Origin of the sequence: Paenibacillus sp. FSL M7-0656 (assembly GCF_038003225.1) — a bacterium.
GTDB classification, from domain to species: Bacteria; Bacillota; Bacilli; order Paenibacillales; family Paenibacillaceae; genus Paenibacillus; species Paenibacillus amylolyticus.
In genome coordinates this window covers 3,285,372-3,310,750 of sequence record NZ_JBBOOT010000001.1, presented here as the reverse complement: position 1 = coordinate 3,310,750, position 25,379 = coordinate 3,285,372, and the positions used below count along the sequence as shown (strand labels likewise).

Here is a 25,379-nt window from a genome sequence, read left to right as displayed (position 1 = left end):
CATTAGAAAGGGGGAATCAAGGTTGAATCCGATTTGGCATGAGAGCAGTAGAGCCAGTAATTTGTATTTTATCAGCGGTGGTCACAAGCCAGCTAACCCTCACCAATGGGGGCCAGGCGTGCGTGACGTTTATGCGCTGCACTATATTATCCGCGGCCAAGGGACGCTGGAGACGGGCGGCCGCGTTTTTCGGCTCGTTACGGGGGAAAGCTTTATCATATTTCCGCAAAAGGAGATTTACTATTATCCAGACCCGCAAGATCCATGGGAGTACGTCTGGGTGGAGTTTAGCGGTGAGGATGCCGGGCGGTTGCTGGGGCTGACACAGCTCTCAGAGGTACAACCCGTGGTGACGGTCTCGCCGGAGACATTGCAGCCTTTTTTCCACCTTGCCTGGAACGCGGGTGCATCATCTTATGAATTACTGCGGGCGGATGCACGTTTGCGTCTGCTGCTCTCCTACTATATGGAGCATTATCCGAAGGAGCCGCAGGTGGACGCCAAGGATTATGTCTGGCTGGCGAGAAAGTACATTGAGCAGAACTACTGGAAACCAACATTGACCGTTACCGAGATCGTAAAGGCAGTTAATCTGGAGCGCAGTTATTTGTTTCGTCTGTTTAAGGCAGCAACCGGCAAGTCTGTTTTGGAGTATATTACATCCTGCCGAATCGAGCGCGCCTGTGAACTGTTGAAAACGTCGGGCCTGCCGATTCAATCGGTAGCTTATTCTGTCGGCTACAATGATCCGTTATATTTTTCCAAAGTATTCAAGAAAGCAACTTCACACACGCCAACAGCGTACATGACGCTGCACCGGACCAAGGCATAACGTTAACGGAACAGGGCGCAGTTCCCGGACTCTCGGAAATAACGGATCAGCTTCTCAATAGGCTCACGTCCACAGTTCAGCTTCACTCCTATACAATCAATGCACAGAAATTGCTGAGCAGAGCGCGAGATCAATTTGAGGTAGATGCCCACATCGTCTGAAGAGAGCGGGACCTGACAGGAGGTGCACAGGCGATGTTGAGCCATCTAATTCACCAGTTTGGCACGCACAACTAAACAATCATGTGCTGCGACAACGGGAGCGAAGCGTTCACGGAATACGCCAAGCTCTTGATGTTCCCAGCAGTCATACAGGGACAGGGCATAACCGGCAGCGTAAGGCAGACCCATATCCCAAAATTGCAAAGACAATTCCCGCTGACTGTCGCTCAGGTTGAAGAAACCAATAGCTAGATCTCCATCTGTGAGTACCTTCACCAGCATAAATACATCGTCCGTGTGAAACCATTGCGGTTCTGGTTTAATGCGGTAAGCTCCGCGCGCTTCTACATCCTGATTGATAGCGATCAGGTCAGGATTCAGGAGAATATCCTTTGTAATCTGCTTAGCCTTGCGCACGTCACATCCGATCATTAATGGGGAACCCATCATGGACCAGAGAGAGAAGTGGGTTTTATATTCGATGTCGTTGCATCCGCCGATGCTGCCAATATAATCATTGTTGCTTCCACCGTACATACCTACAATCAGCATATCCATGTCGTTATGGCAGAAGGAGCCGGTGTAGCTTTGTTTGCCCAATTGAGACAGGGCAAGTTCCTTCACTGAATCCCAATTGTCACGGATATCGCCGGTGGAGCGGTACATATGAGCGCCCGATTCCCGAATCCAATCGTATACGTCGTCGGCTCCCCAGTTGCAGGCGGAGAACAGGATATCGCGTCCGCAGTTTTTGAGCGCAAGACTCATCCGTTTGTACAGCAGCTCTCCTGAGATATGGCGCGGCTTGAAGCAGTAATCATACTTCAAATAATCAACGCCCCATTCGGCAAAAAGGGCAGCATCCTGGAATTCATGCTCGAAGCTGCCTGGATACCCGGCACATGTATGCGTACCTACGCATGAATACATGCCGAATTTTAGTCCTTTGCTATGGATATAATCAGAAAGCGCTCTCATTCCACTCGGGAATTTATCCGGGTCAGCCACCAGATTACCGCTCGCATCCCGTTCCTTCAGGCTCCAGCAATCATCAATGACAATATACTCGTAACCAGCGGCCAGATAACCTTCCGATACAAACACATCAGCGACATCCCGAATTAATTGTTCGTTAATATCCCACGTAAAGGTATTCCACGAATTCCAGCCCAGGGCAGGGGCAAAGCCTAATACTTGATTGTTGCTCATGCTCTCGCATCCTTCCTCATCTCGGTTTTGTTAACAACACTAAACTGAACATAAACGATGAGTGACGTATCCTGCCATAGCTTAACGTTGCTTGGACATGGACATATGTTGCTCTGCTTGTGCTGGGGGAATTCCCTCTTCCAATCAGGCTCTGGGCAGGTATTCAGAAGTTGCCGGTAGAAGCATAAGAAAGGAAAAATGTCTGTCTGCGAAGAAGTTATATCTATCTTTTCAGGGATCTGTGCGAAACAATGGTATAGAAGTTATGATCGGTTATAATGCTCGAACAGGTTGTCAGAGCAACAGGGAAATTTGAATAGTATTCAGTTTTTTTAGGAAAAATACTCCAGTGGGGAACCCCTCATACGTAAGGTAGTAATCCCGCCGTAACAATTATGCATATGCCAGAAGGGTTCCAATTGGATAATGTGCGATTTTCCATCGGTTTTTCGTTAAACATAAGTGTCTGTTTGATTTGATTAGGTATATAATTTATAGGATTGGGAGTGTTGTGAAATGAATCGAGATGAAGTAATGCAGGAGCTTGAAGCGCTGGGCAAAGAACGAACGAAAAAAATCTATATCTCTAACGGTGCGCATGAACCGCTATTTGGCGTGGCAACCGGAGCGATGAAACCAATGGCGAAGCGGATCAAAAAGGATCAGCCTTTGGCGGAGGAACTATATGCAACGGGGAATTATGATGCGATGTACTTTGCTGGCGTGATTGCCGATCCCCAAGCGATGACGGAAGCAGATTTTGATCGTTGGATCGATGCTGCTTATTTTTACATGATTTCTGACTTTATCGTTGCTGTGACGTTAGCCGAGACAGACATTGCGCAAGAGGTTTCCGATGCGTGGATTGCTAGTGGGGATGAACTGAGAATGTCAGCGGGATGGAGCTGTTACTGTTGGTTGCTCGGCAGTCGAAAGGATGCTGAGTTTTCGGAGAATAAACTGATGGAGATGCTGGAACAGGTGAAAAAGACGATTCACGAATCTCCGGAACGAACGAAATATTCGATGAACAATTTCCTGTATACCGTTGCAACATCCTATCAACCGTTGCACGATCAGGCAGTGGAGATAGCCAAGGCTGTGGGACCTGTCGAAGTGAACAAGGACAAGCCCAAGAGCAAGCTGCTGAATGCCTCTGATAATATCCAAAAGGCAGTGGATGCAGGGCGGACGGGGTTCAAACGTAAATATGTAAGATGTTAATGGGAATCGCTGTAATAGACTAGAACATCAGGAGATGTAACACATGCAGGAGGTGCTCGTATGAACGTAGAGAGTGTCTCCCTTTTTGTGTTGTTGTGAATATCACGTACTTGGGTAACTGAAATCTAGTAACCGTCAAGCTACAACTTAGTCAACAAATTTTCTGTCGATCCTTTATACTAATAAAGCCAGAAACATATCTAAGGAGTTGCCAAATACAATATGAATAAAAAAGAAGTCGCGCATATACGCAAGCAGTTTAAACTCGATCACGATCTACTGAATATTTACGATATTCTCAACGTGTATATTACGAAGGAAACCAATGAGGTCTATCACTGGGAGCGTCACCCGTTCGAACTGGTGGACAGAGAGAAGCAGGAGCTGTACATGGGCAATTTCAAAAAATTGCTGACAGGTGATTTGGATCAGAAGTTGTTTGAATTGAAGTTCCAGGAAGCGGCGGAGGATCCAGCACAGGTATTGCTTCACCAGGCGCTGGTAACAGGTGACCCGGATGAATGGCAGGATCTGATGTTGCTGCTCGTGGATCGAATGTTGGTGGATACGAAGTTTGAGCGGGACATGGTAGCTACGTTCGTGCGTGGACAGTATTACTTGCCGACCAAGGCTAGAAACGAAGCTACGGAAGAGAGTGAGAAGAATGAGGTGTTCGCCCATCCGTTCATTCTGTGCAGCGTAAATTCCACGGAGAAACAGCGGAAGACACTCTTGTTTGATTACGTGGAGAGAGAATTCAAATACAACATCATTGTAGATCCGATTATCAAATTAAGCACGCCAGAGCAAGGATTCTTGTACCCTAGCGTGACGGACAACTACTCCGATGTGAATCGTGTACTGTATTGTACAGGGAAATCTAATTTCCCGGATCCGCATTTTGTTGAAAATGTATTGAATGGAGAAAGATCCGTTACCGCACTGGAAGAACGGGCGATCTTCGAAGATATCGTCAAGGAAGTGGCCGGTGAACAGCTAGATTCAGCCACTATTGCACATGTATACGAGGAGATCAACCGAGTCATCGAGATTAACGAAGAGTCCCATGAGGAAGAACCTCCAAAGCTGGACTATAAAGATCTGGAACGTGTACTGACCGCAAGTGGTATAGAGGATCTGACAACGGAGAAAGTAGAACGTGCCTTCGAAACGATCGTTGACAACAAGAACTATGAGATGAAGGCGACCAGTGTTATGCCGAAGTTTACGTCCAAGTCCATTAAGATTGAGACCAAGGTTGCTACAATTTCGGTTAGCCCGCAAGACCTGAGATATGTGAAACAGGTGAATTATCAAGGCAGACGTTGCATCATGATTGAAGTGGACGAAGATGTCGTGATAGAAGGGTTTACCCTTAATACAGAAAAACTTATAAATGAGTAATTGATTCTAGACATTGATGATGTAAAATCATCCTGCAAGGACGAATGAACGTCCATCTATGTTGAAAAAAAGCCCAAGCCAAAAGCAACACTGAACTGCTCCCTGTCATAGTAGACCGCAGAAGACTACGATGGGAGCAGTTCGTTATCGCCAAGGCATGGGCTTTTTTGCTGTTTCATGACTGTCGCAACAGTTGTTTGATATCCGCTGCCGGACTGGAGCCAAGCTCCTCTTTGAGCAATTCCTCCAACACCAGATACTGTCGCTGCGCTTCGGTTCTTCGTCCAAGCGACAGATACAACAGGATGATCTCGCGATGAATATCTTCCCGAATCGAATCAATCTGGAGGATACGTTCAAAATAATACAGCGCCCGTAACGGCTCGCCTGCCTTCGCGTGATAGTGGGCCGCAGTTTCCATCGTCATGATGAAATCCAGTTCCAGCTGTCTGGACCACGCAAAAGCCCACTCATAATGCCTTCCTTTCAGAAGTTCACCCGTATACAACGTATCCATCCGCTCGAAGAGCTCGGGGCGATGTGCCGAGGCCTGACGCATCTGCCGGAACAAAGTCTCGAACTCGTACAGATCACAGTTAATCGCTTCCCGGTCGATACGGATACCGTTTCTGTCCTTGAGAATGATCGGCACGTCACTGTTATCACCGATGGCACGTCGCACGTAGTACAGTGTGGAATTGATGTTGGTCCAGGCTTTCTGCGGACTGAGGTCCTTCCACAACGTATCGGCCAAGGCATCGCGGGTGGTTGATTTGGTATACAGCAAGAATGCAAGTAACTCTTCGGTTTTGGGCGTTCTAAGCTTGATGGGACTGTCTGCTCCGGCACCGCCAAACACGGTGAATTCACCGAACAGACGAACGTTCAGTTTGGGTCCAGGCACCGCTGGTTCAGGTGTTGTCACGGACTTGTGAAGCTTTTCCTGCAACCGTTTGATGCTGCGGTTCAGTCGCTCAGCCGTGACCGGCTTGATGACGTAATCGATGACCTCTTTGTCAAAGGCCTGCACCGCATATTCCTCATAACCGGTCACCAGCACGATTGGAAGCGAAGGATGATGTTTACGCAGTTCACCAATGAGTTGCATACCCGAGATGCGAGGCATCGTAATGTCCAGAAATGCCGCATCGAAGCTATTCTCTGCCGCATATTCACAGGCTTCCTCCGGGTCATGAAACGCACGAGATACCTTGACTTCTCCGCTTTCTGTCAAAATGCGATTCAGTCGCTTCAGCGACAAATCCTCATCGTCCACGATGATGACTTTCATCTTCATGTTTCATAACCTCCGTTCCCATCTGTGCTTAGACGTTGATTTGGAAGATCAAATGTAATCCGCGTTCCCTCGCCGTCCAGACTTTCCATCTGAAGGTGTCTGCCATACAGCAGGTTCAACCGGCTGGAAATATTCCATAGTCCAACGCCGTTACTGCCGTCCGTGGATTGCCGAATTTCGTCCATCCGTTGCTTGGTTATGCCGATTCCGTTGTCCTCGATGGTGAACCGTGTTTCCGTATCATTCAGATTGCGGATAGACAACATGACCCGACCACCGCGAATGCTGGACATCAGCCCATGCCGAATCGCGTTTTCGATCAGGGGCTGTAACGTGAGCGGTGGAATGTCCATATTCCGGTTCACATCCGCATCCACATCGATAATGACCTCCAACCTTGAGCCAAAGCGGGCTTGCTCAATCGCTACATATGCCTCGATCATCTCCAGTTCGTTCATCAGGCTAGTTTTTGAGTCCAGATGTTTAAAGTGCACACTCCGCCGTAAGTAACTCGATAATTGCAAAATCAATTGTTCTGCCCGATTCGGCGCATCCACACACAATTCGGCAATGGCGTTCAGGGCGTTATACAGAAAGTGTGGGTTCATCTGAGACCGCAAAAAAGATATTTCCGCATCTCGCGCAGCTTGCACGGATGTTTTCATCCGAGTCAAACCGCCGATCCGTGCCAGCAGTTCCTCCGATTCGAACGGCTTGGATACAAAATCATTGGCGCCTTTCTCCAAGGCCAGCTTCAATTGATTAGCTTTATTACTCGCCGTCAGCATGAGTACAGGCAACTCGGAAGGAGAGAAGCGCTCCCTGATTCGTTCCAGTAATTCGTAACCCGACATGTCGGGCATCATGATATCAGCAATGACGAGATGTACGGCGGGAAGCTGGTCGAGCAGTTCCAGTACGGAAGGGGAACGTGCAGTTACCGCGTAACTGTATCCTTCCAGCTTCAAGAGATTCACTATTGTCTGCAAATTAGCCGAGTCGTCATCCACAACGATGATCCATTCGTCTTTATTCCCTTGTACAATCGTTGGTTCTTCGAACCGGAGTAGCCGATTACCAGGACCTGTAGGAGCGATGGTAAGTGGCATGACGTTGGAACGTTTCTCTCCTTTTTTCTCTGCCAGCGGAAAGGTCAGGATGAACGTGGCACCCATGCCAGGTGCCGATTCCGCATGAATGGTTCCGCCGTGCATCTCGACCAGCTTGCGTGTAATGCTCAGTCCTAGACCGGTGCCTCCAGCAACGACTGGCCCCGTATCTGCTTCCTGCTCGAACGGCAGGAAGATATGTTCCAGCTTGTCCGTACCGATACCACGGCCGGTATCGATAATGCGTATTTCCGCTTTGCCTTGCACAATTGCAGCTTTGATACTTACCGTGCCACGTTCCGTGAACTTAACGGCATTGCCGATCAGATTATGCAAAATCTGAATCAGTCGGTTGCCGTCTGCATAGATCGGCGGGAAATGCGCCGGGATGCGGTTGATAAGCTCGACCTTTTTTGTACCAAGCAGGAAGGAGTGCATACGCATGACCGATTCGACAAACGAGTAGAGATCGGTCGAAGAGCGGTGGAGCGGGATGTCGCCATGTTTCATTTTCGAATAATCCAGCAATTCATCGACCAGATAGGTTAATCGTCTGCCACTTCCCGTTACGATCGCCAGATTGTGCGCTTGCTCATCAGTAAGGGGACCTTCTGCGCCTTTAAGCAGGCTTTCACTGATGTTAACAATCGCATTCAGCGGTGTTTTGAGCTCATGCGAAGTATTGGACAGGAAGTCGTCCTTCACCTTGTCCAGCAAGAGCAACTGATCTTTGAGGGTGCGGACCGTACGATAGGCCTCGAAGAACCGAAGCACCGCTAGAAACAGCATCAGGATGCTGAACAGGACAATGGAAGCCTGCCCGATATTCATATTTTCCTTGAGCGAGATCGAGAAGAGATTAATGTCCAGACAATACAGCATGATGCTTAAGAGAGCTGCGTACCACAGAAAAGTAGACAGCCGTTCGCCTTTCTCACTGGTTAGGAACTGTTTTGCACATTGATACAGCAACCAGAGCAACATCAACGTGTACATAACGACGACGTAAGGCGCAGCCAGCCCGTAGATGGAAATAGGCAGGAGCGTGACCATACATAAGTAAGCTCCGAAGATGATCAGGATCACCGCCGTGAGCAAACCGGACAGGATGCCTGTTTTGAATCGGTAGAAGTAAAAGGTTAACAGACCCAGACATGCCACAGAGCAGAAATCTTTTAATTTATAGAGCGTGCTAAAGGAGATTTCCGTGCCCGCCATCGATAACACACGTTCGCTGATCATGCCGTTATAGAGTGCATACAGCAGACAGATTAGACCAATCAGCAGCAGGGAGTCGTCCCTGTTTCGGTAGAGTGCAGACCCCAGGTAACTGATGAGGAATATGATCGAAATGGTACCCAGGACAGCAAGCGTGCCAAATTCGATAGCTGTGTTGAATTGATGTTTTTTCAGCATGGCTGCTTGTTCGCCAAAAAAGAGTGGACCCGGAATGCCAGAGTCCGTGTAATCGTAATTAGCCACCCGGATCAAAATCTCAATGTCACCGCCATGATAGGGGAAAAAGCCAATCTGGGGGGAGTTGCCTGGTCGGTAACCTGCGGATTTTGCCACGGCATGCCCGTCTTCCAGCAGCTTGTTGCCATTGATGTAGATTTCGCTAGCAAAACGGATGTTCATTTTTTTGATCGCCAGTGTTCCTTCAACAGGTGCATTACGCAGCACCAGTCGATACGTGGCGAAGCCGTGGGTTGGCAGTCGTTCACCATCCACTTTAAGTCGATTCCAGGAGCCGGGAACGGTTGCATAAGTGTCGGGTGCTTTCGTTGGACCAGCCTGATTCGATGTTGCAGATTCGTCAGGAAGCAATCGCTCCCAGTAAAATTCCCACTCCCCGTCCAGCTTGATCCGCTCGTCTTGTTCAGGGTCCCAGGCCGAGAGATCCAGAACACCTTGACGGGCATGAAGCGCAGCAGATTGTGGTTCTCTGATCGTTGACAGCAGCAGTACTGTAATAGCGAGTAAAACAGTCAGGACAACGCCTGAAATTTTTAATAACACGAAATGCTGCTCCTTTAGAGATTGTTCAATCCTTTGGTAGCTTCGGACAAAATCTCTTGTATTCTATCGGCATTGTAGCGAATATCTCTGGGGGGCGCAATCACATTTCGACAATTTTTTTTCTGTTTATTGCTTGTTTATTGTGATCCATTATAATGCGGAAGCAAGATATGTCGAACGGACGCAGAAAAAGCATCGAAAGACCTATCTTTGCGCGACTATGGGCTGATGGAGTTGAGAGAAATGAAGAGGAGCATCACATCATGGCGTTTGCGGCGTCAGATGATTGGCTTGCTGGCTGTACTGATTGCTGTGGCATGTCTGAATGGATATACAGGTGTATCCGTTGCCAAAGCCGCTGGAACCGGACAAGTGGCCGTATCGGGAGCTGAAAAAGTGTATCAGTCCGCGGCGCAATCTGTCTTTTACTTGAAAGCGTATCGCAAGGACGGAACGCTCAAAACGGTAGGTACCGGTTTTCTCATCGGTAATGGTAGAGCACTTACAGCAGCCCATGTTGTGAAGGACGGGGTTTCTTTCGAAGCTGTATTTGAAGATGGTTCCATTGAAAAGATAACGGTTCTGAGCGCTGACATGGATACCGATGTGGCTATGCTGTCTGTGCAGAATAGTAAAAAACGTCCGGTCCTTACCCTCTCAGGGGACAAGCAGTCTGCAAGATATGGGCAACGATCGTTTGCAATCGGATACCCGCTAAAGGATGGCAAGATCATTACGGAGGGCATCGTGAATGCACCAACCGCCGAGGTGAACGATGTCATTCGCTTGCTGACTTCCGCGCAGGTGTCTGCGGGCATGTCGGGTGGTCCTTTGTTAAATGAAGAGGGTCGCGTGATCGGATTAATCTCCGGTTCGTTTCGGACAATGACTGGCATTCATATCTGTGTAACGATCGAAGATATTCGCAAGCTGATGAAGAAGTCGAATACATAACGGGGAAAAAGGGGAATCTCGCATGTTCAAAAAGTTATCAATCTGCCTGCTTACTGCCTTGCTGACGTTGACGTCTGTGAGCTGGCCACACCTGCCGACCGTTTCCGCAGCTGCGGAGTACACGGATATTCTTATTCCGAATGGCGGCGGCAAAATCATCAATCGGGAAGACATGTCTTCCTGGAATAACAACGTGAAGAAGGACGAAGCGAACAGCTTTGGAATATTTGCTGGCAAGGCACAGGGCGTATCCACGGATTTGAAGAATGTAAAATCATTGGGACCGAGTTACATGACTTTTGAAAAGGGTTTTGCAATGGATACAAGATTCAGCGGAACGATTAACGTTCAATCCAATCCCGTCTTGAAGCGCCTGGCTGAAAGCGGTGATGCCAAAATGCTATTGAAAATCAAACGTCTTACAGGATCCTGGACAATGGCAGCTAGTTTGGATGTTTCCGTTAATGGAGGTTCCAAATATAGGCAGGGTGCAATGCAATCAGGGGCCTCCGCAAATTCGTCATGGATTTCATTTGGCGCTAATGATACCATTCAAATTTCGATTACGGGGTTTACGATAGAGAACATCGACGACATTGAACTCTATTTCGCGGATATCACACCCCCTACATACAACGGCAATACACTGACCCATACCGGTGCAGTTCGATTCAATGCCGATCCGGCAGTACAAAAGAATGAGTTGTTCCTAAAGCAAGGGAGCAACCTCAACCTGGCGCTGAACTTCAGCGAGCCGGTGTTTCCTGATTTTGCAGAGCTTGCCTCTGACCGAATTGATGGCAAATTCAGCTTCATGCGTACCGAACTGTTCAATAATCCGGGTGGAGACGGCTTCGATCCTTCCGTTTATTATCTAACAAGCGCAGATAGCGGATACAGTGACTTTTCGCAGGGTGGACTGGATCGGAACATTCATGCACGCTCCACTTTTAACCTCCGGTATCAAGCTGCGTTAAATGATAGCACAGGCAACATTCCTATTGATCCGAAGCGCCTGATCGCGCCCTCCGAGGAGGACCGTCCAACATTGCTGGAACGGATGAATGTAGCGGGCTTTATCGATGGCGCGGGTAATCCTGTTGCAGCTTTTAACGGCATTGGAACAGTTCCTTTTGCCGATAACGCGAATCCGAGTGGTACGTTCCGTACCATTATCGACGCGCGAGTACCGCAGTACTCAGCATCTCGCAACGGCGTACAGCCTGAAGTACTTACGGGACTTGTGCTGAACAAGGGCGACGTTGTTGATTTTACCGTGTACCTTAACGAACAGGTGATCAGCGCGTTTACTCCGACCGAGGATACACGACTCAAGTTTGCCAACGGCTTGACCGCAGCATATGTTGGCGGCCAGAACACAAATATATGGACGTTCCGTATGACGGTTCCAGATGGCAAGAGCATCGAAACGTCATTGCTGGAGACGGCTGCCTTGGAGCATGCCAGTAATCCTGGCGACGGGAAGGCTCTGACGGACTACGCTGGTAACGTGCTTACTGAGCCGGTCAAAAAGATTGATTGGGCTGGATTGTCTGTGGACAACACGGCACCTGAAGTTAATTTTGTTTATGAGAATCAGGACGGAGAAGTCATTCCCGAAGGGCAATACGTGGGAAATGGATCATTCACGATTAATGCGTTCGATCCCGACTTAAACGGCCAGACGAGCAAAGGATTGTTCCGTCCAGGCAGTGGTTCAGGGCTCGTGTATTATGTGCTGAACCAGAGTCCGAATGATCCCTTCGCTGGGCAAAACGACAACTTTGCCGCTGTGAAACGGTATTCCCTGACACAGAAGCAGCCTTCCGATGAACTGTATACATCTGGTTTCCAGGATGTTGTATTGTCTACCGGACAGAATGGCGTGACAGTAGAACTACCTGATGACGGCAAAGATTTGAACGGGAACTGGTACTTGCATACATGGACTGCGGATATGAGTTGGGACTCGGCACGTCAGCGGATGCAATACGACAAAGGCAGCAACGAACGTGCAGCTTACCTTGCCCAACATCCAGATGCAACACCTGCTGAGTTAGAGGAATATTATCGCTCAAGTATATTGCCGAATCTGTCCGATTACGGCAATACGATGCAGTGGCCTTTGGCCGATTTCAAACAGGATGATTCCAATTGGTCGTACCATGTCGGCCTGTTGAAAATTGATAATGACGATCCAACCGTCGAAGTTGCAAACATCGTGGACAATAACTCCGACAATGTGAAGATTACGGTTAAGGCCGCTGATCCGACTTCTTCTATTAAAAATAACAAGGTGCAATACCAGTTCGTGGCAGCGGGCAAGAGCCCTGTCGCTTCCGGGTGGCAGGATGCCGAGCTGAACGCACAAGGTGAGGCTGAGATATCAACATTGAATGATCCGGCGATCTCCAAAGGCGGACAATACGAGCTGCATGCCAAAGCCGAGGATGTGGCGGGCCATTCAGCCACCGCCGATCCCAAAGCGGTCGATGTGCTTGTTATCTCAACCAAGTTCAAAGCCTATCCGGGTACCTATGCGATTAATGACGGACCCGACTTCACCGTAGCCGGTGTTCCGATCGATACGATTGAATATCAATACAGTGAAAGCTCTGAACGTCCTGTGGGCAACAGCAAATGGGTTGCTTTTGAGAATGCACCGAAGGAAACAAAGCTTGGGGAAGTACCCGCCGAGCGCTACAGCTTCCCTGCCGACAAAACGTTGAACGGGACCTGGTACGCCCATGTGCGCATCAAGCAGCAGGATACCGGACGTTTTTACTACTATTATCAGGAGTACAAATTCGACCATCTGCCACCTGTCACGAAATTCGGTTCGCAGGGTTATCTGTATCCGATGCCAGAGCAGACGGTACAGATTGATGTGTCTGACACGTTGGTGGACTTTAACGGCGTAGCAGCCAAGAACATTCGTTACCAATGGATCAAAGTGGTTGACGGGCAAGACGAGAAGGAACCAGATCCGGAAGGCAAGGGCTGGAGCGTGTCCCCTGCGGATCGTTTGATCACATTGCAGGTAGACAACCAAAAGGACAACGGTAATTACCGTCTGTACGTCCAGGCCAGCGATAGCCTGGGTAACAGTAAGCTTTACCACACAAGTGGTCTGTTCTCCGTGTTTTATCTGAGCAGTGAACCACCTGTTGGTAGCGCGCGTTTGATTCGGACAGAAGGTCCAGGAGATGACGGGTACACCGCCATTATGGAACTGACGGTTGATGTGCCAGCACAGGAAGGGTACTTCTATTCCGTTTCCACCAACGGCGGAGACAATTGGAGCACTTGGCTGCCGTATACGAACTATGTCGGCGTTCCTGTTGATACGAATGATTCGGGACAACTCAAGTCACAGGTTCGTGTCAAATTCAAAGGTTACTACGACAACATCAGCGATATCGTAACACCTGAGATTGAGCTTCAGGATGCCCCTGCATATGGGCTTGCTTCATTGGAGCAGATCATGCCGGTTCGCGGAGGCGAGAAGTTGCAGGATGGTGGGCAGAACGAAGGACAAGAGATCCTGTTCGACCTCGTTGATGGCAAAACCGTGAAGCCAACAAACAGCAACCCGGAAATGCCGGAAACGCTGGAGGCGAATAAACGGTTCAAAATATACCGCAACGGAAGCTACTCCTTCACCGTGAAGGATGGCAGCAATACAGCAACCGTGTTCATCGTGGTCTCCAACTTCGATGATACTCCGCCAATGGTGAATGCGAAGTATTCCACGATTGCGGCAACGAATAGCACAGTTAAAGTAAGTCTGCAATCGAGTGAACCGATCCGCATCACGAATCTGCCAACGTCGTCCAAAACGTTCCGCGAGAACGGAGAATTCACGTTTGAGTACGAAGATGCGGTTGGCTTTACAGGCAGTGTGACAGCAACGGTGAGCAACATTGATACCACGCCGCCGGAAGCAGATATTGTCATGCACTACAATCATCCCGATCTCAAAGCGTTGATTCGTTACGGTAGTGGTACTGCTGTCGTGGATAGCGCGGGTGATGGATACAATGCAAACGGAGAATTTACTCATTTCGTAGCACCGACAACAAGTAATGTGATCGTGTCTAATCTGATTGTGGCGCAAGTGCTGCCGAAACAGGGACAAGTTCAGGATTACCAGGTGGTGTCCAATAGCTCGGGGACGAACCAATCTTCATTGGTCATGACTTCGGGCAGTAAAGCACGCTTCTCATTGGCAGATGCCGCAGGGAACAATGCAAAGCTGGAGTCCGATGCGATTACAACACTCGTTGGATCGATCCCGGCTGTAGAAGAGATTACGATGGTTCGAGTAGACAATGACGGACAGACCATCGATGACAGCAAGCTGGTGCAGATCGGCGATCAAGCATACTCCAAAGGCAAAGTGCGTGTAGGTCTTGTGATGCCATCATCTGTAGTGGAAGGCAATACGATCTATGCGGGGGCAACCCCGGTAGCAAACTTTAGCGCCGACTACGCCAGCAATGGCGAGCATTCGATTTTACTTTCAGACGTACTTGGTAACAAGAAACAGGTCAACTTTACGATTGCGGGTCTGGATAACACGGCACCAACGATCCGTCTGAACAAAGCTTCCACCACGGTTCTGCAAAACAAACCAGGCTTCGATCTGGTCACCGATCTGGGTGGATACACAGTGAGTGACAATCTCACATCTGCGGAGCAGATTCAGGTGACGGCTGCGGAATATGTTCTGGAAGGCGGACAATACGTGGAGAAACCTCTGAACCTGACGGTGACGGGTAAACACACCATTCGTTACACCGCGAAGGACCAGCTCGGTAATGCAGGCTACGCGCTCCAAACGGTGTTTGTTCGTTCGACAGATGGCATGTTTGTTACGGCCAATGGCATTCCGTTGTCGGATACCGAATCCGAAACAGCAATCGTGAATACAGGTACGGTCACGTTCAATGTGAACAACTTCCGTACGATCGAGACCGCTGGCGGAACCAAGCTGGAGAACGAACTCGGCACGTACGACATTTATTATTTCCCGGGTCTGGTGCGCGAAGGACAGATGAAATACATCGCCACCCGAGTGACCTATACGGAACTGATCAGCAAAGACTTCAAGGTTACACTGCCCAAAGCAGGATGGTACACCATCATTGTGCAAAATCAGGAGCGCGAACGCGTATACTCCACGCTGCTTATTAATCGGGCCAATTAGAGAAACGGAAGGGGTTCACCCATGCGACGGAACAAAATCATTCGGATAATCGCAACGTTGATGGCCATGGTCATGCTGATCAGCGTCTTGCCAATTCACATCGCGGTAGCGGCCGTTTCCTCAGCGGGGACGACATCCATTAAGAACGGGTTTATCAAGGTAACAGTGGACAATGCAAGTGGGCGCTTCAGTATTCGTACAGAAGATGGCCAGCCAATCCGCAAAAAGGATAACGGTGTGGATATGATCTTTGGTGGAGATAACCCGGAGACGTCGTTCACAACATTCCGTATTAACGGAACGGATCTGATCTTTGGTAATCCGTACAAAATGGCACCGAACTGGACCTCGGAGGTTACACCTCCGAAGGTCGTTACGGGTAATGACGGCACCCAAAGTCTTGTGACCGTATGGACCGTTCAAGGCATTCGCATTAGCCAAGTGATCACTTTGCTGTTGAAGGAAGACAAGGATCAAGGCGGCAATGCGCGTGTTCAATATGTAGTGGAAAATACGACAAATGCCAAGGTAGAGATCGGGTCACGTGTGTTGCTGGACACGTCGGTTGGTGGCAATGATGGCCCAGCCTTCCAGATCGGGCAGAATTATTCCGTTCCACTTACGGTGGAGCGCAAACTGGTTCACGAACCAGAGAAGCTCGGTTATGACAAAAACGTGGACGAGCAGGCGTACAATCTGCATAAGCTGCCACCTTACTGGGTGATGCGGGACAAGCTTGATCTGAGCAACCCGCTGGCGACAAATGTCGTTGCCTATGGATTCAACAACTTGTTCGAGGGCGGTATTAACATTGTTGATGAAATGGTGGTAGGCCATTGGGCCAATCTTGCTGGAACGAAATGGGAATATGAACCGGACGAGAATCTTGATTTTACGCAGGATACAAATGATTACGGTACAGCCGATACGGCCGTGGCTTTCTATTGGGAGCCTGATACGGTTCAGGCTGGCGCCCAGCACTCGTATGAACTGGTGTACGGTTTGGGCGAGATTGTATCCCCGGAGAAGGTATTCGATGTTCGTTTCCTGGATCCAACGCAGAAGCTGGAGACCAATGAGGAAGAGACGGGTTACGTTAATGACGGCGTGTTCGAAGTGAACACGGAGATCGAGAACCTGGAGATGTTCAACACGAACCATAGCCAGATCGATGTGACTCTGACACTGGAGAAAGGTCTGAGCTTTGTGGATGAGAATGGGAAGGAACTCAATGCAACAAGCCAGAAGCTTACCTTCCGCAAGGATGTTCCGCCGGAACAAGCTGCACAGGGCATTGAATTTATTCCGTATAAACCGGGCGAGGTCGTCGCAGCCAAATGGCGAGTGAAGGGTACAGGCAAAGCCTGGCCTTCAACGCGCCAGTATATGGTAACGGTGAGCAGCCCGGAGACAGAGAAAAAGCTGGAGACGGCTGCTCAAGAGAGTGAGGGGCTTCCGGAATCGGAGATTCGTGCAATCTATGAATCGTCGAGAGCAGGTTTTATTTTCCTGCCACCGGTTGGTGAATTAAGAGAGACGTTGATCTACGCCATGTCACCCGAGGAAGCGTACAGCACGGACGAGAAGTACATCACGCTGAACGTGTCCAATATCGCTGCCTACAATGTCGGCAATGAAGCAACGTCTACCGCTGCCAACTTTGACATGTATCTGGAGAATGTGAAGAACGGGGATCGTTACAAAGTGCCGGTGACCCGATCTGTAACATCCCAGCCGCTTGGAAACGGGTTCGCGGGAGATTTGAAGCTGGTATATCGTGGCGGGGAAAAGGTGAAGGCGGACGGCACAACGCTTGAAGTGCTGAACGACGCGATCTTGCCACTTGGTGAATATGCTGTGCAAGTGGACTATCGGGACAAGTCAATTCCCGAGATGGCTGAAGCGCTGAGCTTCAAGACAGACCAGACCTTTTCTATAACCGAGAACGAAGAGAACCGGATTCGCAAAGCCGGCATTCTCGCTGTATATAAAACCAAACTGGACCTAAATGCAGGTGCTGGTGAGAAAGCGACGTTTGCCAGCGTGCTGCCATGGACGTACGGTAACCTGACGGACGCGCAGTTTAAAACGAAGTTGGATCAGGATCGGGCGAGACTAACTGCTGCCAAGCAGGAAATGGTAGCAGCATCACGCAAACTGGACCCTGCTCTGGATGTAGCTGGAGCCATCGATGCATCGGCTTCGCCGGTATATGCGGTCCAGACGTTCGAAAATGAAGCGGCATTCGAAACGTTCAAAAAAGGACTTGATGATGATACCGAGCAGGAGGTTGTTCTGGAAGTGCGCGGTAAGATCGTGCAGTCCGGTACGGGGGCAAACGCCCAGTACACGGTTCAATCGGATACAGAACCTGCGATTCTCAACAAGAGTGTAGCTTACAGCGGGAAAGACCTCACCATTTCAACAGGGAACTTCCCGCTCGCCAAAGATTTGAGAGCCAATACGGACACGCCGTTCTTGCAAACCCTCTTTGTGGGTGGCGACGGTACCCTAAGTGTGGCGAACAGCGGGTTCGTATTCCATTCCGGCGAATGGACCGTTGATTTCTACAACGGATTCGATAAGTCACTCGGAACGGAATCAAAGCTGACGGATGAAGAGCAGGCATGGGAGGAAGGACGCAATCCGGAAGACCCTACCCTGAACGGAACCCTGACTTGGGCTAACGGTATGCTGGGCGATGCGCTCAATCCATATCGCAATCTGCTTGTCTCCTATGTGTACTTTAATAAACACACATTGTTTTCAACACCTACCTTCTCGCTGAATGGCTTTGGGTTGAAACTCAATGACTTTGTACTGCGGCAGGATGGGGTGTCCTTCGGTGGTGCAATGAAGATGTTTATTGTAAACGGGGAAGTAAGCAACGTTATGTTCAACCAATCGGGCTTTGTAGGTATTGATTCCTCACTGGCGTTTGAACTGGATAATAGAATTGGTTTGTTCAAACCGGACTCTGAGGATAGCGTAAAAGGTGGTATCAATGTTACGCACTATAAAGACCCGAACAAGTACGGCGTCATGAATTCGTACGGCGTTAACTTTGAGGCGAAACTGGAAAACTTGTTCTCCATTAGTGCGGAACTTGCCTTTAAACGCGTTCCCGACGGACGGATTATTCCAGACGTCATTGCTTTTGGATCGGACCTTCCTGATCCGGGCATCATGATCAATCCAGCTACCAAAATCTCAAGTATTCGCGGCGCAATCCGTGAACTTGCGATGACGATTGCGGGTGGTACCGAGCGCTTGCCACTGACGCTGGAGGCAGGCATCGATATGGAGCTGGGACAGAAGCCAGCTGTTTTCTCAGGAAGTGTAGACCTGACACTCAAAGCTACCGGATTCAAAGTGGTGGGCAAACTCGGCTTCGGTGAAGGCAGCAAAGTCATTCCGATGCTGACCGAAGCACTGGTTCAAACCCAATGGGCCAGTCCAATGTTTATTCGTGCGCGGGCACAGATTGATGTTGGTGGTTGGGATATCATTGTGGGCAGTGCCAGCCTGTTTATCGGCGAGAACCTGGAGAAGGGCCGAGTCGATTTTGAAGGCATGGTCAGCTCCAAAATACAAATTCCAAGTTCAGTGCCGGTTGTCGGCGGTTTGGGATTTGGAACCCGTGCAGGCGTTAATAACGATGAACTGTGGGCAGGAATCTCCTTGTTATTCCTCACCCTGGGCATCAAATATTACTGGGGCGGCGGCATCTCATTCATGACCGATGGATCGGCTTTGGATAACGAGGCGCTCGCACATCTGGCAATTAATGATCCGGAGCAGGGACCGCGCCTGTTACAGATCGGAACAGGTATAGAGACGCTTGCGACATCATGGGAAAATGAGGAGCCTGAGCGTTACGAGATTAGATATACCGCCGTTGGGGACGGTATCGATATGATCGAGGATAGTTCGCAAAATCTCGGCATTGGCGGCATTCGCACGTCCAATGGAGGGAAAACACATGTGATCCCGATGAGTGGAGTGACAGGGGATGCGCTCCTTGAATTGGAGTATTTCACAACAACCAGACCTACTCTGACGCTGAAACGTGACGACGGAAGCACGTATGATATCGTGTACGGAGAAGCAACGGATCGGAACGCAACGGCGTTTGAACAGATTATCAAAGCACCTAAAGAGGGTGATCTGAAGAGCGATGGTACAACAGTGACCAAAAAAGAAGAGCTTCAGGGCACCGATATTCGTCGGATCTATGTCGCTATTCCACAGGAAGACGCAAAAACGGGAAGTTGGACGCTGACGTCCAGTCAATCGGTCAAGTCCAAGCTGATGAACATTCCGGTACTTCCGGAACTGTCTTCGACGGAACTTGCGATAGATACACAGGATGCGGACCAATTCACAGCAACCTGGACCGTGGATAACGCTTCGCCTGGAGATACGGTTGATCTGTATCTGTCTTCGGACCGTTTGCAGGCCACACCTACACCGGACGAATCCATTGATCCAGGGATCATGATTGCCAAAGGCATCGAGATCGAAAGTGCCGATATTGGTGCTGACGGTCGTGCATCAGGCGAGATGACCTTTGACGTGAAACAGATTGCGTACCTCGGCGGAGTAGACCTTCGTGGTTTGCTGCAACAAGGGACATATTATCTGCGTACGGAACTGAAAACGGATATGGCATTCTCTGTCTTGTCTTCACAAGAAGGGTACACGCTCGTAGATCCGTTTGCTCCCAACGCCGTGCCGGTAGTGGAAACGAGAAGCATCGGTAACGGGCAGTTTGAGGTCGCTTTTCCAGCAATCACCAAAACAGCCGAAGAAGAAGCGGAGGAGTTCACTTACATCCTGACCGCATCGGATGAGCAAGGACATCTGTATGATCCGTTCGGCGAAGAAGGATACAGTGAATCCGAATTGAAAACCACGCTCAAGGATGGCAAGTATCATGTCACCGTAGGTGGATGGAATGCACTAGGAACGCCTAAGCTGGGTGCGGACGGCAAAGTGCAGCGCAATGCAGACGGCACCATTGCCATGGAGGATAAAGAGGTACGCCATTCCGGACTGGAGCCGGGCAAATCGTATCGCATCGGCGTTACGGTCGCACGCCAACCGGCTTCCGATGAGCAAGCGAATCTTCGTTTATCCACAACGACGTATAGCGGGTCGAAGCTGCTTCCTGCCCCTACAGGGCCAGTGCTTTCGCTCGATAACAAACAAGTGGTCAACAATAAATACGAGGTTATTACAAGTTCGAATCAGGTAACCGTGAACGTGGCTTCGAATCAGCCAAACGTGGTTGTAGAGGCTTCGACGGACGATGGTTCGATTGGCACTACTAACCTTGTAACAACAGACAAGCTGAAGTTCAACTTTGAGGTAGATGGTGTATACGCAGTCCAGCTCAAAGCTCGTAATACTAACACGGGGGATACGTCAGTTACAATGCTGTATGTGACGATTGATACGACGGCTCCGATGATCTATCTGGATTCGCCTTCACAAGGTGAACGGGCACAGGGAGGCGTTGCGCTCGTACAGGGTACAACGATGACCGACGCCCAAGTGACGGTAACGGATGCCGATAGTGATCAAGAATTGGCACAGTTCAAACCGGACGAGAACGGAGTCTTTAAATATGAGGTGCCGATTGATGCAAACCGCATGAAGACCCGTCTCCGAATTAAAACCGAGGACGCGGCAGGCAATGTGAACTCTGCCGTTGTTGAGGTGCTGAACGACGACTTCAAGCTGCCGCGCAGACTGAAACTGGTTATGCCGGAAGAACTTGTTGCTGGTGGAGAACAAGCTACGGTTCAGACTTATGTGGAGTATACGGATGGAACTCGTGAACTCGCAGACAACGACAGCATCACCTACAGTGTGGTTATGGGTGAAGCGAACGCAGCCGTTCAAGATGATGGCCTTCTCGACGGAAAACGTGTTGGAGCTGCTCTAATCCAGGCCGATTATACATGGCAAGGTACGGAACTCAGCACAACGGATATTGTATCCGTTGTTGCACCGAAGACGGGAGCTGCACCACCGGATTACATGGATACGATTAAAGCATCCACAATCGGAACGGGCAAAAAGGGAGAGACACGTGTCTCGATCAGTGCTGCCGGACACAAAGGCAACATGGTTGGCAGTGAACTGGCATACCGGATTTTCACGGAACAATTGCAAGTGATGCTGCCAACATTTGAACAGGATATCAGTGGATGGAACACGCTGCCTTCCGATAAAGTCATCAAAGCAAAACCAGGCGAGTGGGTTGTTATCGCCAAACGAACAACGAGTGAGCCAAAACTCACGACAGCATCCTCTGCTGCGGTGAAGGTGAATGAGCGGATCTCTTCAAGCGTGGAGCCAAGCGCGCCAAGCTCGGGTGGCAGTAAACCACCGGCATCCAATGTGCCTGTTGGTCCGTTGACGGTGGGTGGCGTAGCCATCGATAGTGCCGTTGGAGGTAAAGACATGAAGGTACCTCTGGAACTGGATGCAGTGCAGAAGGATGGATTGTTGCTGGTCGATGTTACGCCAGGCGTAAGTGGCCCAACTGTGGTTGCTCATCCTGTGCGAGAAGCGCTGCTTGATGCAGTCAAGCAAGGTCAGCGAATTCGTTTGCACGTTGCAGGCCAACTGGAGCAACTACGCTTCGAACTGGATGCGGATCTGATTAAACAACTCGCTGCCAAAGACATTTCGATGGATCTGGAAAGCGATTGGGGCAGCTACCGTTTGGATTGGAATGCCATCGATCTGAACGCACTTGAAGCAGCTTTCCCGACGCAAAAGGCCGAGGATATCAAAGTAAGCTTAAATGTAGGTAAACCGGATCAGGCATACGAACGGCTTGCTGCGAAGCTTGCCAGTGAGGGACGTACGATTCCAAGAGGAACCCCGGTTGCCTTCAACATGACGGCAAGTGACGGTACCAAGTCAATCGAGATTGGTAAACTTTTGAAAATGACAACCAAAGAACTGTACCTGCCGGAAGGAGAGGACGAGCGCTCCGTATCGACCGTGGTCGTTCTTGAGTCTGACGGCAGCTTGCGGCATGTGCCTACTCGCTTCGAAGTGCGGGAAGGCCGGATGGTTGCCATCGCAAGCAGTCTGACCAACAGCGTATACTTGCCGATTCGATATGACACTGCGTTTAGCGACATGAAGGGCCACTGGGCAAGCGAAGCAGTTCATGATCTGGCATCACGTCTGGTTGTGAATGGCGTGTCGTCTGCTCGTTATGAGCCTTCGCGTAGTATGACTCGGGCAGAGCTTGCTGCACTGATGGTGAGGGCCTTTGGCCTGAAACCAGACACAGGCGTAAGTTCACCATTCGCAGACGTTAAGGCAGCAGATTGGTACAACGATGTGGTGCAAACGGCAACTGCCTATGGCCTCATGACGGGCTACAGTGGTAATCGTTTCGGTCCGCAGGATGCCATGACACGTGAGCAAGTGATGGTCATGCTGATCCGTGCATACGAGATGGCAGGACATACTGCACCAGCTGCGAGTAGTACAGCTAGTAGTCTTGACAGCTATACTGATGCATCAACGTTGTCTGATTGGGCCAAAGACAGTGCCGCACAAGCGGTGAAGCTGGGTCTGATTCAAGGCAAATCGGCAACGACACTTGAGCCAAAAGCTCCGGTAACTCGTGCCGAGATGGCAACTCTTGTCCGCAGATTACTTGTGGAACTGGATTTGCTGTAAACATGAAGTTGTTGATTTGAACTGGAAAATCCCGAGAGTCATCATGACTTTCGGGATTTTTTGTATCTTTTTTATGAGCAGGGTTATCTCAATATACAAACGTGAATTCATACCCACCCCGTGAATTCCAATATTGAGGCTTTTGCAGACTGTGCTTCTGTATGAGCGCCTTTGCGCCAGGCTTTAGGCGATTCGCCCATCAGTTTGGCGAAGCAACGGTTAAAGCTGGAGATGGATCGGAAGCCGACCTGCTCAGAGATGGACAGAATGGAGGCCTCGGTGCTTTTTAATCGTTTGCATGCCTCTTCAATCCGGGTACTGTTCAGAAAATCAAGCGGCGTGGTTCCCATAATTTCATGGAACTTGCGGCGAAAATGCGTTGTACTCAGATGACACAGATCAGCGAGGTAATCTATGGTCACAGGCATCATATAGTTTTTGGTGATAAACTCCAGCACGGGTGAGATGACCAAGTCACCTTGGAGGTCTCTTTCCCGTTCGTGATCCTGAGATGACAAGCGTTCGCTGCTCGCATGAATTCGAAGCAGTTCGATATATAGAGACATCAACAAGCCGTACGCGCTCTCCCGATAGTAGGGGGACTGCTGCTTCATTTCTTCAACGATTGAAGTTGCGAGCATATGAATTTTGGGATGCTGTTCCTTATTCAGAATGCAATTGGTTCCCTGAATCGCCCATAGATTCGGTTCAATGTGAGTTTGTGCTGTTTTGAGCGAATGACGGAAGAGTTCTTCCGGTGAAAAAAAGATATAAGCCCACAGGCTGGCGTTATTAGGTGAACTGTATGTGGTATGTGGAAGATATCGGGGAATGAACGAGATGTCGCCTGCTCGAAAAGGCACAGATTCTCCCTTAATCTCCATGATGCCTCCATCTGAATAACAGATGCCAATCTCCATGTGGTTATGGAAATGAAGATGCTCACTCTTGATATCGGATATTCTCCAGCGGTCCCCACTGAGTAACAGGACAGGGAAATCAATGGGCAGGCTGTAGTGACGATATTCAATGACAGGTTTCTTCGGTTTGGGCATTTTCGAGGACTCCTATGTATAAATGATTGAAATTGCGCAGTTTTGTTATGAATATGCTTAGATTGAGACTATTTTACTGCGTACAATGGAATAAGTAAAGCGTTTACAACAATGGACGGACACCTCTCAGGGCGCACTTGGGAGCGTGTGCGCAGGGAGAGGGGAATAACAATGCTTCAAGTGAAATATGACAGGGATCAAATTCTACATGTAATCGAGAACGTTACCAAGAAAACACTGGATATGGATCTGACATGGGATTGGCCCGGTGGAGTGGCTTATTATGGTGTATCCAGAGCCTATCAAACGACAGGCAACCAAGAGATTCTGGACAGGCTGGTGAAATGGGCAGACGAATATATCGAGCTGGGGTTGCCAAGTTGGACGGTAAATACATGTGCCATGGGCCATGTGCTCATCACTTTATATGAAGAAACCGGGGATCAGAAATATTGGGACATTGTCCTCAGTAAAGTCGATTATCTCCAGAATCATGCACTTCGCTTTGGAGACAATGTGCTTCAGCATACGGTATCGGTTTCCAATGATTTCCCCGAACAGGCTTGGGCGGATACCTTGTTTATGGCGGCATTTTTCCTGCTCCGCGTAGGTAGCAAATTAAAAGATGAAGCCATGATTCAGGATGCGCTGAATCAGTATTACTGGCATATCAAATACCTGCAAGATCCGACCAGCAGTCTGTGGTATCACGGTTATAACAATATTAATAAGGACCACATGTCCGGATTTTACTGGGGCAGAGCGAATGCTTGGGGAGCCTATACGATGTCTCAGGTGAAACCTCAGCTCAACGACTGGTACTTGTATCCGCAATGTATGGATGTAGAGTGTGCCCTTCGTGATCAATTGGCGGCTCTCAAGCTGGTACAGACCGAGAACGGCTTGTGGCGTACGGTTCTGGATGACGAAGAATCGTATGAAGAGGTATCGGCTTCCGCAGGTATTGCAGCAGCGATGATCAATAACGGTAATCCACTGCATACCAAATACGTGCAAAAGGCACTTGAAGGTATCCTGAACAACATTAGCGAAGATGGACGCGTGCTTGGTGTATCTGGAGGTACCGCGGTGATGAAGGATCGGGCTGGCTATCGCAATATTCCAAAAGACTGGATTCAGGGCTGGGGTCAGGGCCTGGCACTGGCTTTTCTGTCCGATATGTTGAGATAGGG

12 protein-coding genes are annotated in these 25,379 nt (G+C 49.5%); 7 read left to right on the top strand and 5 right to left on the bottom strand.

What is annotated here, in order from left to right; all coding sequences use genetic code 11:
* Positions 1-22: 22 nt before the first annotated feature.
* Positions 23-832, top strand: coding sequence for a helix-turn-helix domain-containing protein (locus MHI01_RS14580; protein WP_340983465.1), 810 nt, complete (start codon positions 23-25; stop codon positions 830-832).
* 2 nt (positions 833-834) lie between these two features.
* On the opposite strand, the gene MHI01_RS14575 is transcribed toward MHI01_RS14580, so the two are convergent.
* Together MHI01_RS14575 and MHI01_RS14570 are read right to left on the bottom strand one after the other, a co-directional pair.
* Complete coding sequence (locus tag MHI01_RS14575) at positions 835-1,038, bottom strand: hypothetical protein (RefSeq protein WP_074093540.1); 204 nt, start codon at positions 1,036-1,038, stop codon at positions 835-837.
* Positions 1,039-2,202, bottom strand: a complete 1,164-nt coding sequence (locus tag MHI01_RS14570) for a glycoside hydrolase family 27 protein (RefSeq protein WP_340983464.1) — start codon at positions 2,200-2,202, stop codon at positions 1,039-1,041. It abuts the gene before it with no gap.
* Between the two features lie 516 nt (positions 2,203-2,718).
* Between MHI01_RS14570 and MHI01_RS14565 the strand changes: the two genes are divergently transcribed.
* Positions 2,719-3,426 (top strand): DNA alkylation repair protein, encoded by a 708-nt coding sequence (locus MHI01_RS14565; RefSeq protein WP_340983462.1) that lies wholly within the window; start codon positions 2,719-2,721, stop codon positions 3,424-3,426.
* A gap of 222 nt (positions 3,427-3,648) precedes the next feature.
* Positions 3,649-4,830, top strand: coding sequence for a DUF4317 domain-containing protein (locus tag MHI01_RS14560; protein WP_036668338.1), 1,182 nt, complete (start codon positions 3,649-3,651; stop codon positions 4,828-4,830).
* A 175-nt stretch (positions 4,831-5,005) separates the two neighbouring features.
* Here the strand turns inward: MHI01_RS14560 and MHI01_RS14555 are convergent, their stop codons facing one another.
* Together MHI01_RS14555 and MHI01_RS14550 are read right to left on the bottom strand one after the other, a co-directional pair.
* Positions 5,006-6,127: a response regulator gene (locus tag MHI01_RS14555; RefSeq protein WP_053061355.1), complete on the bottom strand. Its 1,122-nt coding sequence runs from the start codon at positions 6,125-6,127 to the stop codon at positions 5,006-5,008.
* A complete protein-coding gene (locus MHI01_RS14550; RefSeq protein WP_340983460.1) occupies positions 6,124-9,255 on the bottom strand; it encodes an ATP-binding protein in 3,132 nt (1,043 codons plus the stop codon). Before MHI01_RS14550 ends, MHI01_RS14555 begins: the two co-directional genes overlap by 4 nt.
* Positions 9,256-9,498: 243 nt before the next feature.
* Here MHI01_RS14550 and MHI01_RS14545 point away from each other — a divergent pair, with 243 nt between their 5' ends.
* Genes MHI01_RS14545 through MHI01_RS14535 form a run of 3 tightly spaced genes read left to right on the top strand, consistent with a single transcriptional unit; the run spans position 9,499 to position 23,131 of the window.
* On the top strand, positions 9,499-10,209 hold the full coding sequence (locus tag MHI01_RS14545; RefSeq protein WP_340983459.1) for a S1 family peptidase: 711 nt from the start codon (positions 9,499-9,501) through the stop codon (positions 10,207-10,209).
* Positions 10,210-10,231: 22 nt separating this feature from the next.
* The gene (locus MHI01_RS14540; protein WP_340983458.1) at positions 10,232-15,418 is read left to right on the top strand and encodes a hypothetical protein; all 5,187 of its coding nucleotides are present in this window, start codon (positions 10,232-10,234) and stop codon (positions 15,416-15,418) included.
* Positions 15,419-15,439: 21 nt separating this feature from the next.
* The gene (locus MHI01_RS14535) at positions 15,440-23,131 is read left to right on the top strand and encodes an S-layer homology domain-containing protein (protein ID WP_340983457.1); all 7,692 of its coding nucleotides are present in this window, start codon (positions 15,440-15,442) and stop codon (positions 23,129-23,131) included.
* 107 nt (positions 23,132-23,238) lie between these two features.
* Here the strand turns inward: MHI01_RS14535 and MHI01_RS14530 are convergent, their stop codons facing one another.
* A complete protein-coding gene (locus MHI01_RS14530) occupies positions 23,239-24,186 on the bottom strand; it encodes an AraC family transcriptional regulator (protein ID WP_101314773.1) in 948 nt (315 codons plus the stop codon).
* A 171-nt stretch (positions 24,187-24,357) separates the two neighbouring features.
* Between MHI01_RS14530 and MHI01_RS14525 the strand changes: the two genes are divergently transcribed.
* Entirely contained in the window at positions 24,358-25,377 is a 1,020-nt protein-coding gene (locus tag MHI01_RS14525) for a glycoside hydrolase family 88/105 protein (RefSeq protein WP_036606011.1), read from the top strand.
* The last annotated feature ends 2 nt before the right edge of the window (positions 25,378-25,379 follow it).

What these genes read in the sequence shown, in the direction of transcription:
- MHI01_RS14575 (WP_074093540.1), bottom strand. Translation starts at nt 1,038, where the DNA reads ATGGCTCAACATCGCCTGTGCACCTCCTGTCAGGTCCCGCTCTCTTCA.
- MHI01_RS14570 (WP_340983464.1), bottom strand. Translation starts at nt 2,202, where the DNA reads ATGAGCAACAATCAAGTATTAGGCTTTGCCCCTGCCCTGGGCTGGAAT.
- MHI01_RS14565 (WP_340983462.1), top strand. Translation starts at nt 2,719, where the DNA reads ATGAATCGAGATGAAGTAATGCAGGAGCTTGAAGCGCTGGGCAAAGAA.
- MHI01_RS14560 (WP_036668338.1), top strand. Translation starts at nt 3,649, where the DNA reads ATGAATAAAAAAGAAGTCGCGCATATACGCAAGCAGTTTAAACTCGAT.
- MHI01_RS14555 (WP_053061355.1), bottom strand. Translation starts at nt 6,127, where the DNA reads ATGAAGATGAAAGTCATCATCGTGGACGATGAGGATTTGTCGCTGAAG.
- MHI01_RS14545 (WP_340983459.1), top strand. Translation starts at nt 9,499, where the DNA reads ATGAAGAGGAGCATCACATCATGGCGTTTGCGGCGTCAGATGATTGGC.
- MHI01_RS14540 (WP_340983458.1), top strand. Translation starts at nt 10,232, where the DNA reads ATGTTCAAAAAGTTATCAATCTGCCTGCTTACTGCCTTGCTGACGTTG.
- MHI01_RS14535 (WP_340983457.1), top strand. Translation starts at nt 15,440, where the DNA reads ATGCGACGGAACAAAATCATTCGGATAATCGCAACGTTGATGGCCATG.
- MHI01_RS14530 (WP_101314773.1), bottom strand. Translation starts at nt 24,186, where the DNA reads ATGCCCAAACCGAAGAAACCTGTCATTGAATATCGTCACTACAGCCTG.
- MHI01_RS14525 (WP_036606011.1), top strand. Translation starts at nt 24,358, where the DNA reads ATGCTTCAAGTGAAATATGACAGGGATCAAATTCTACATGTAATCGAG.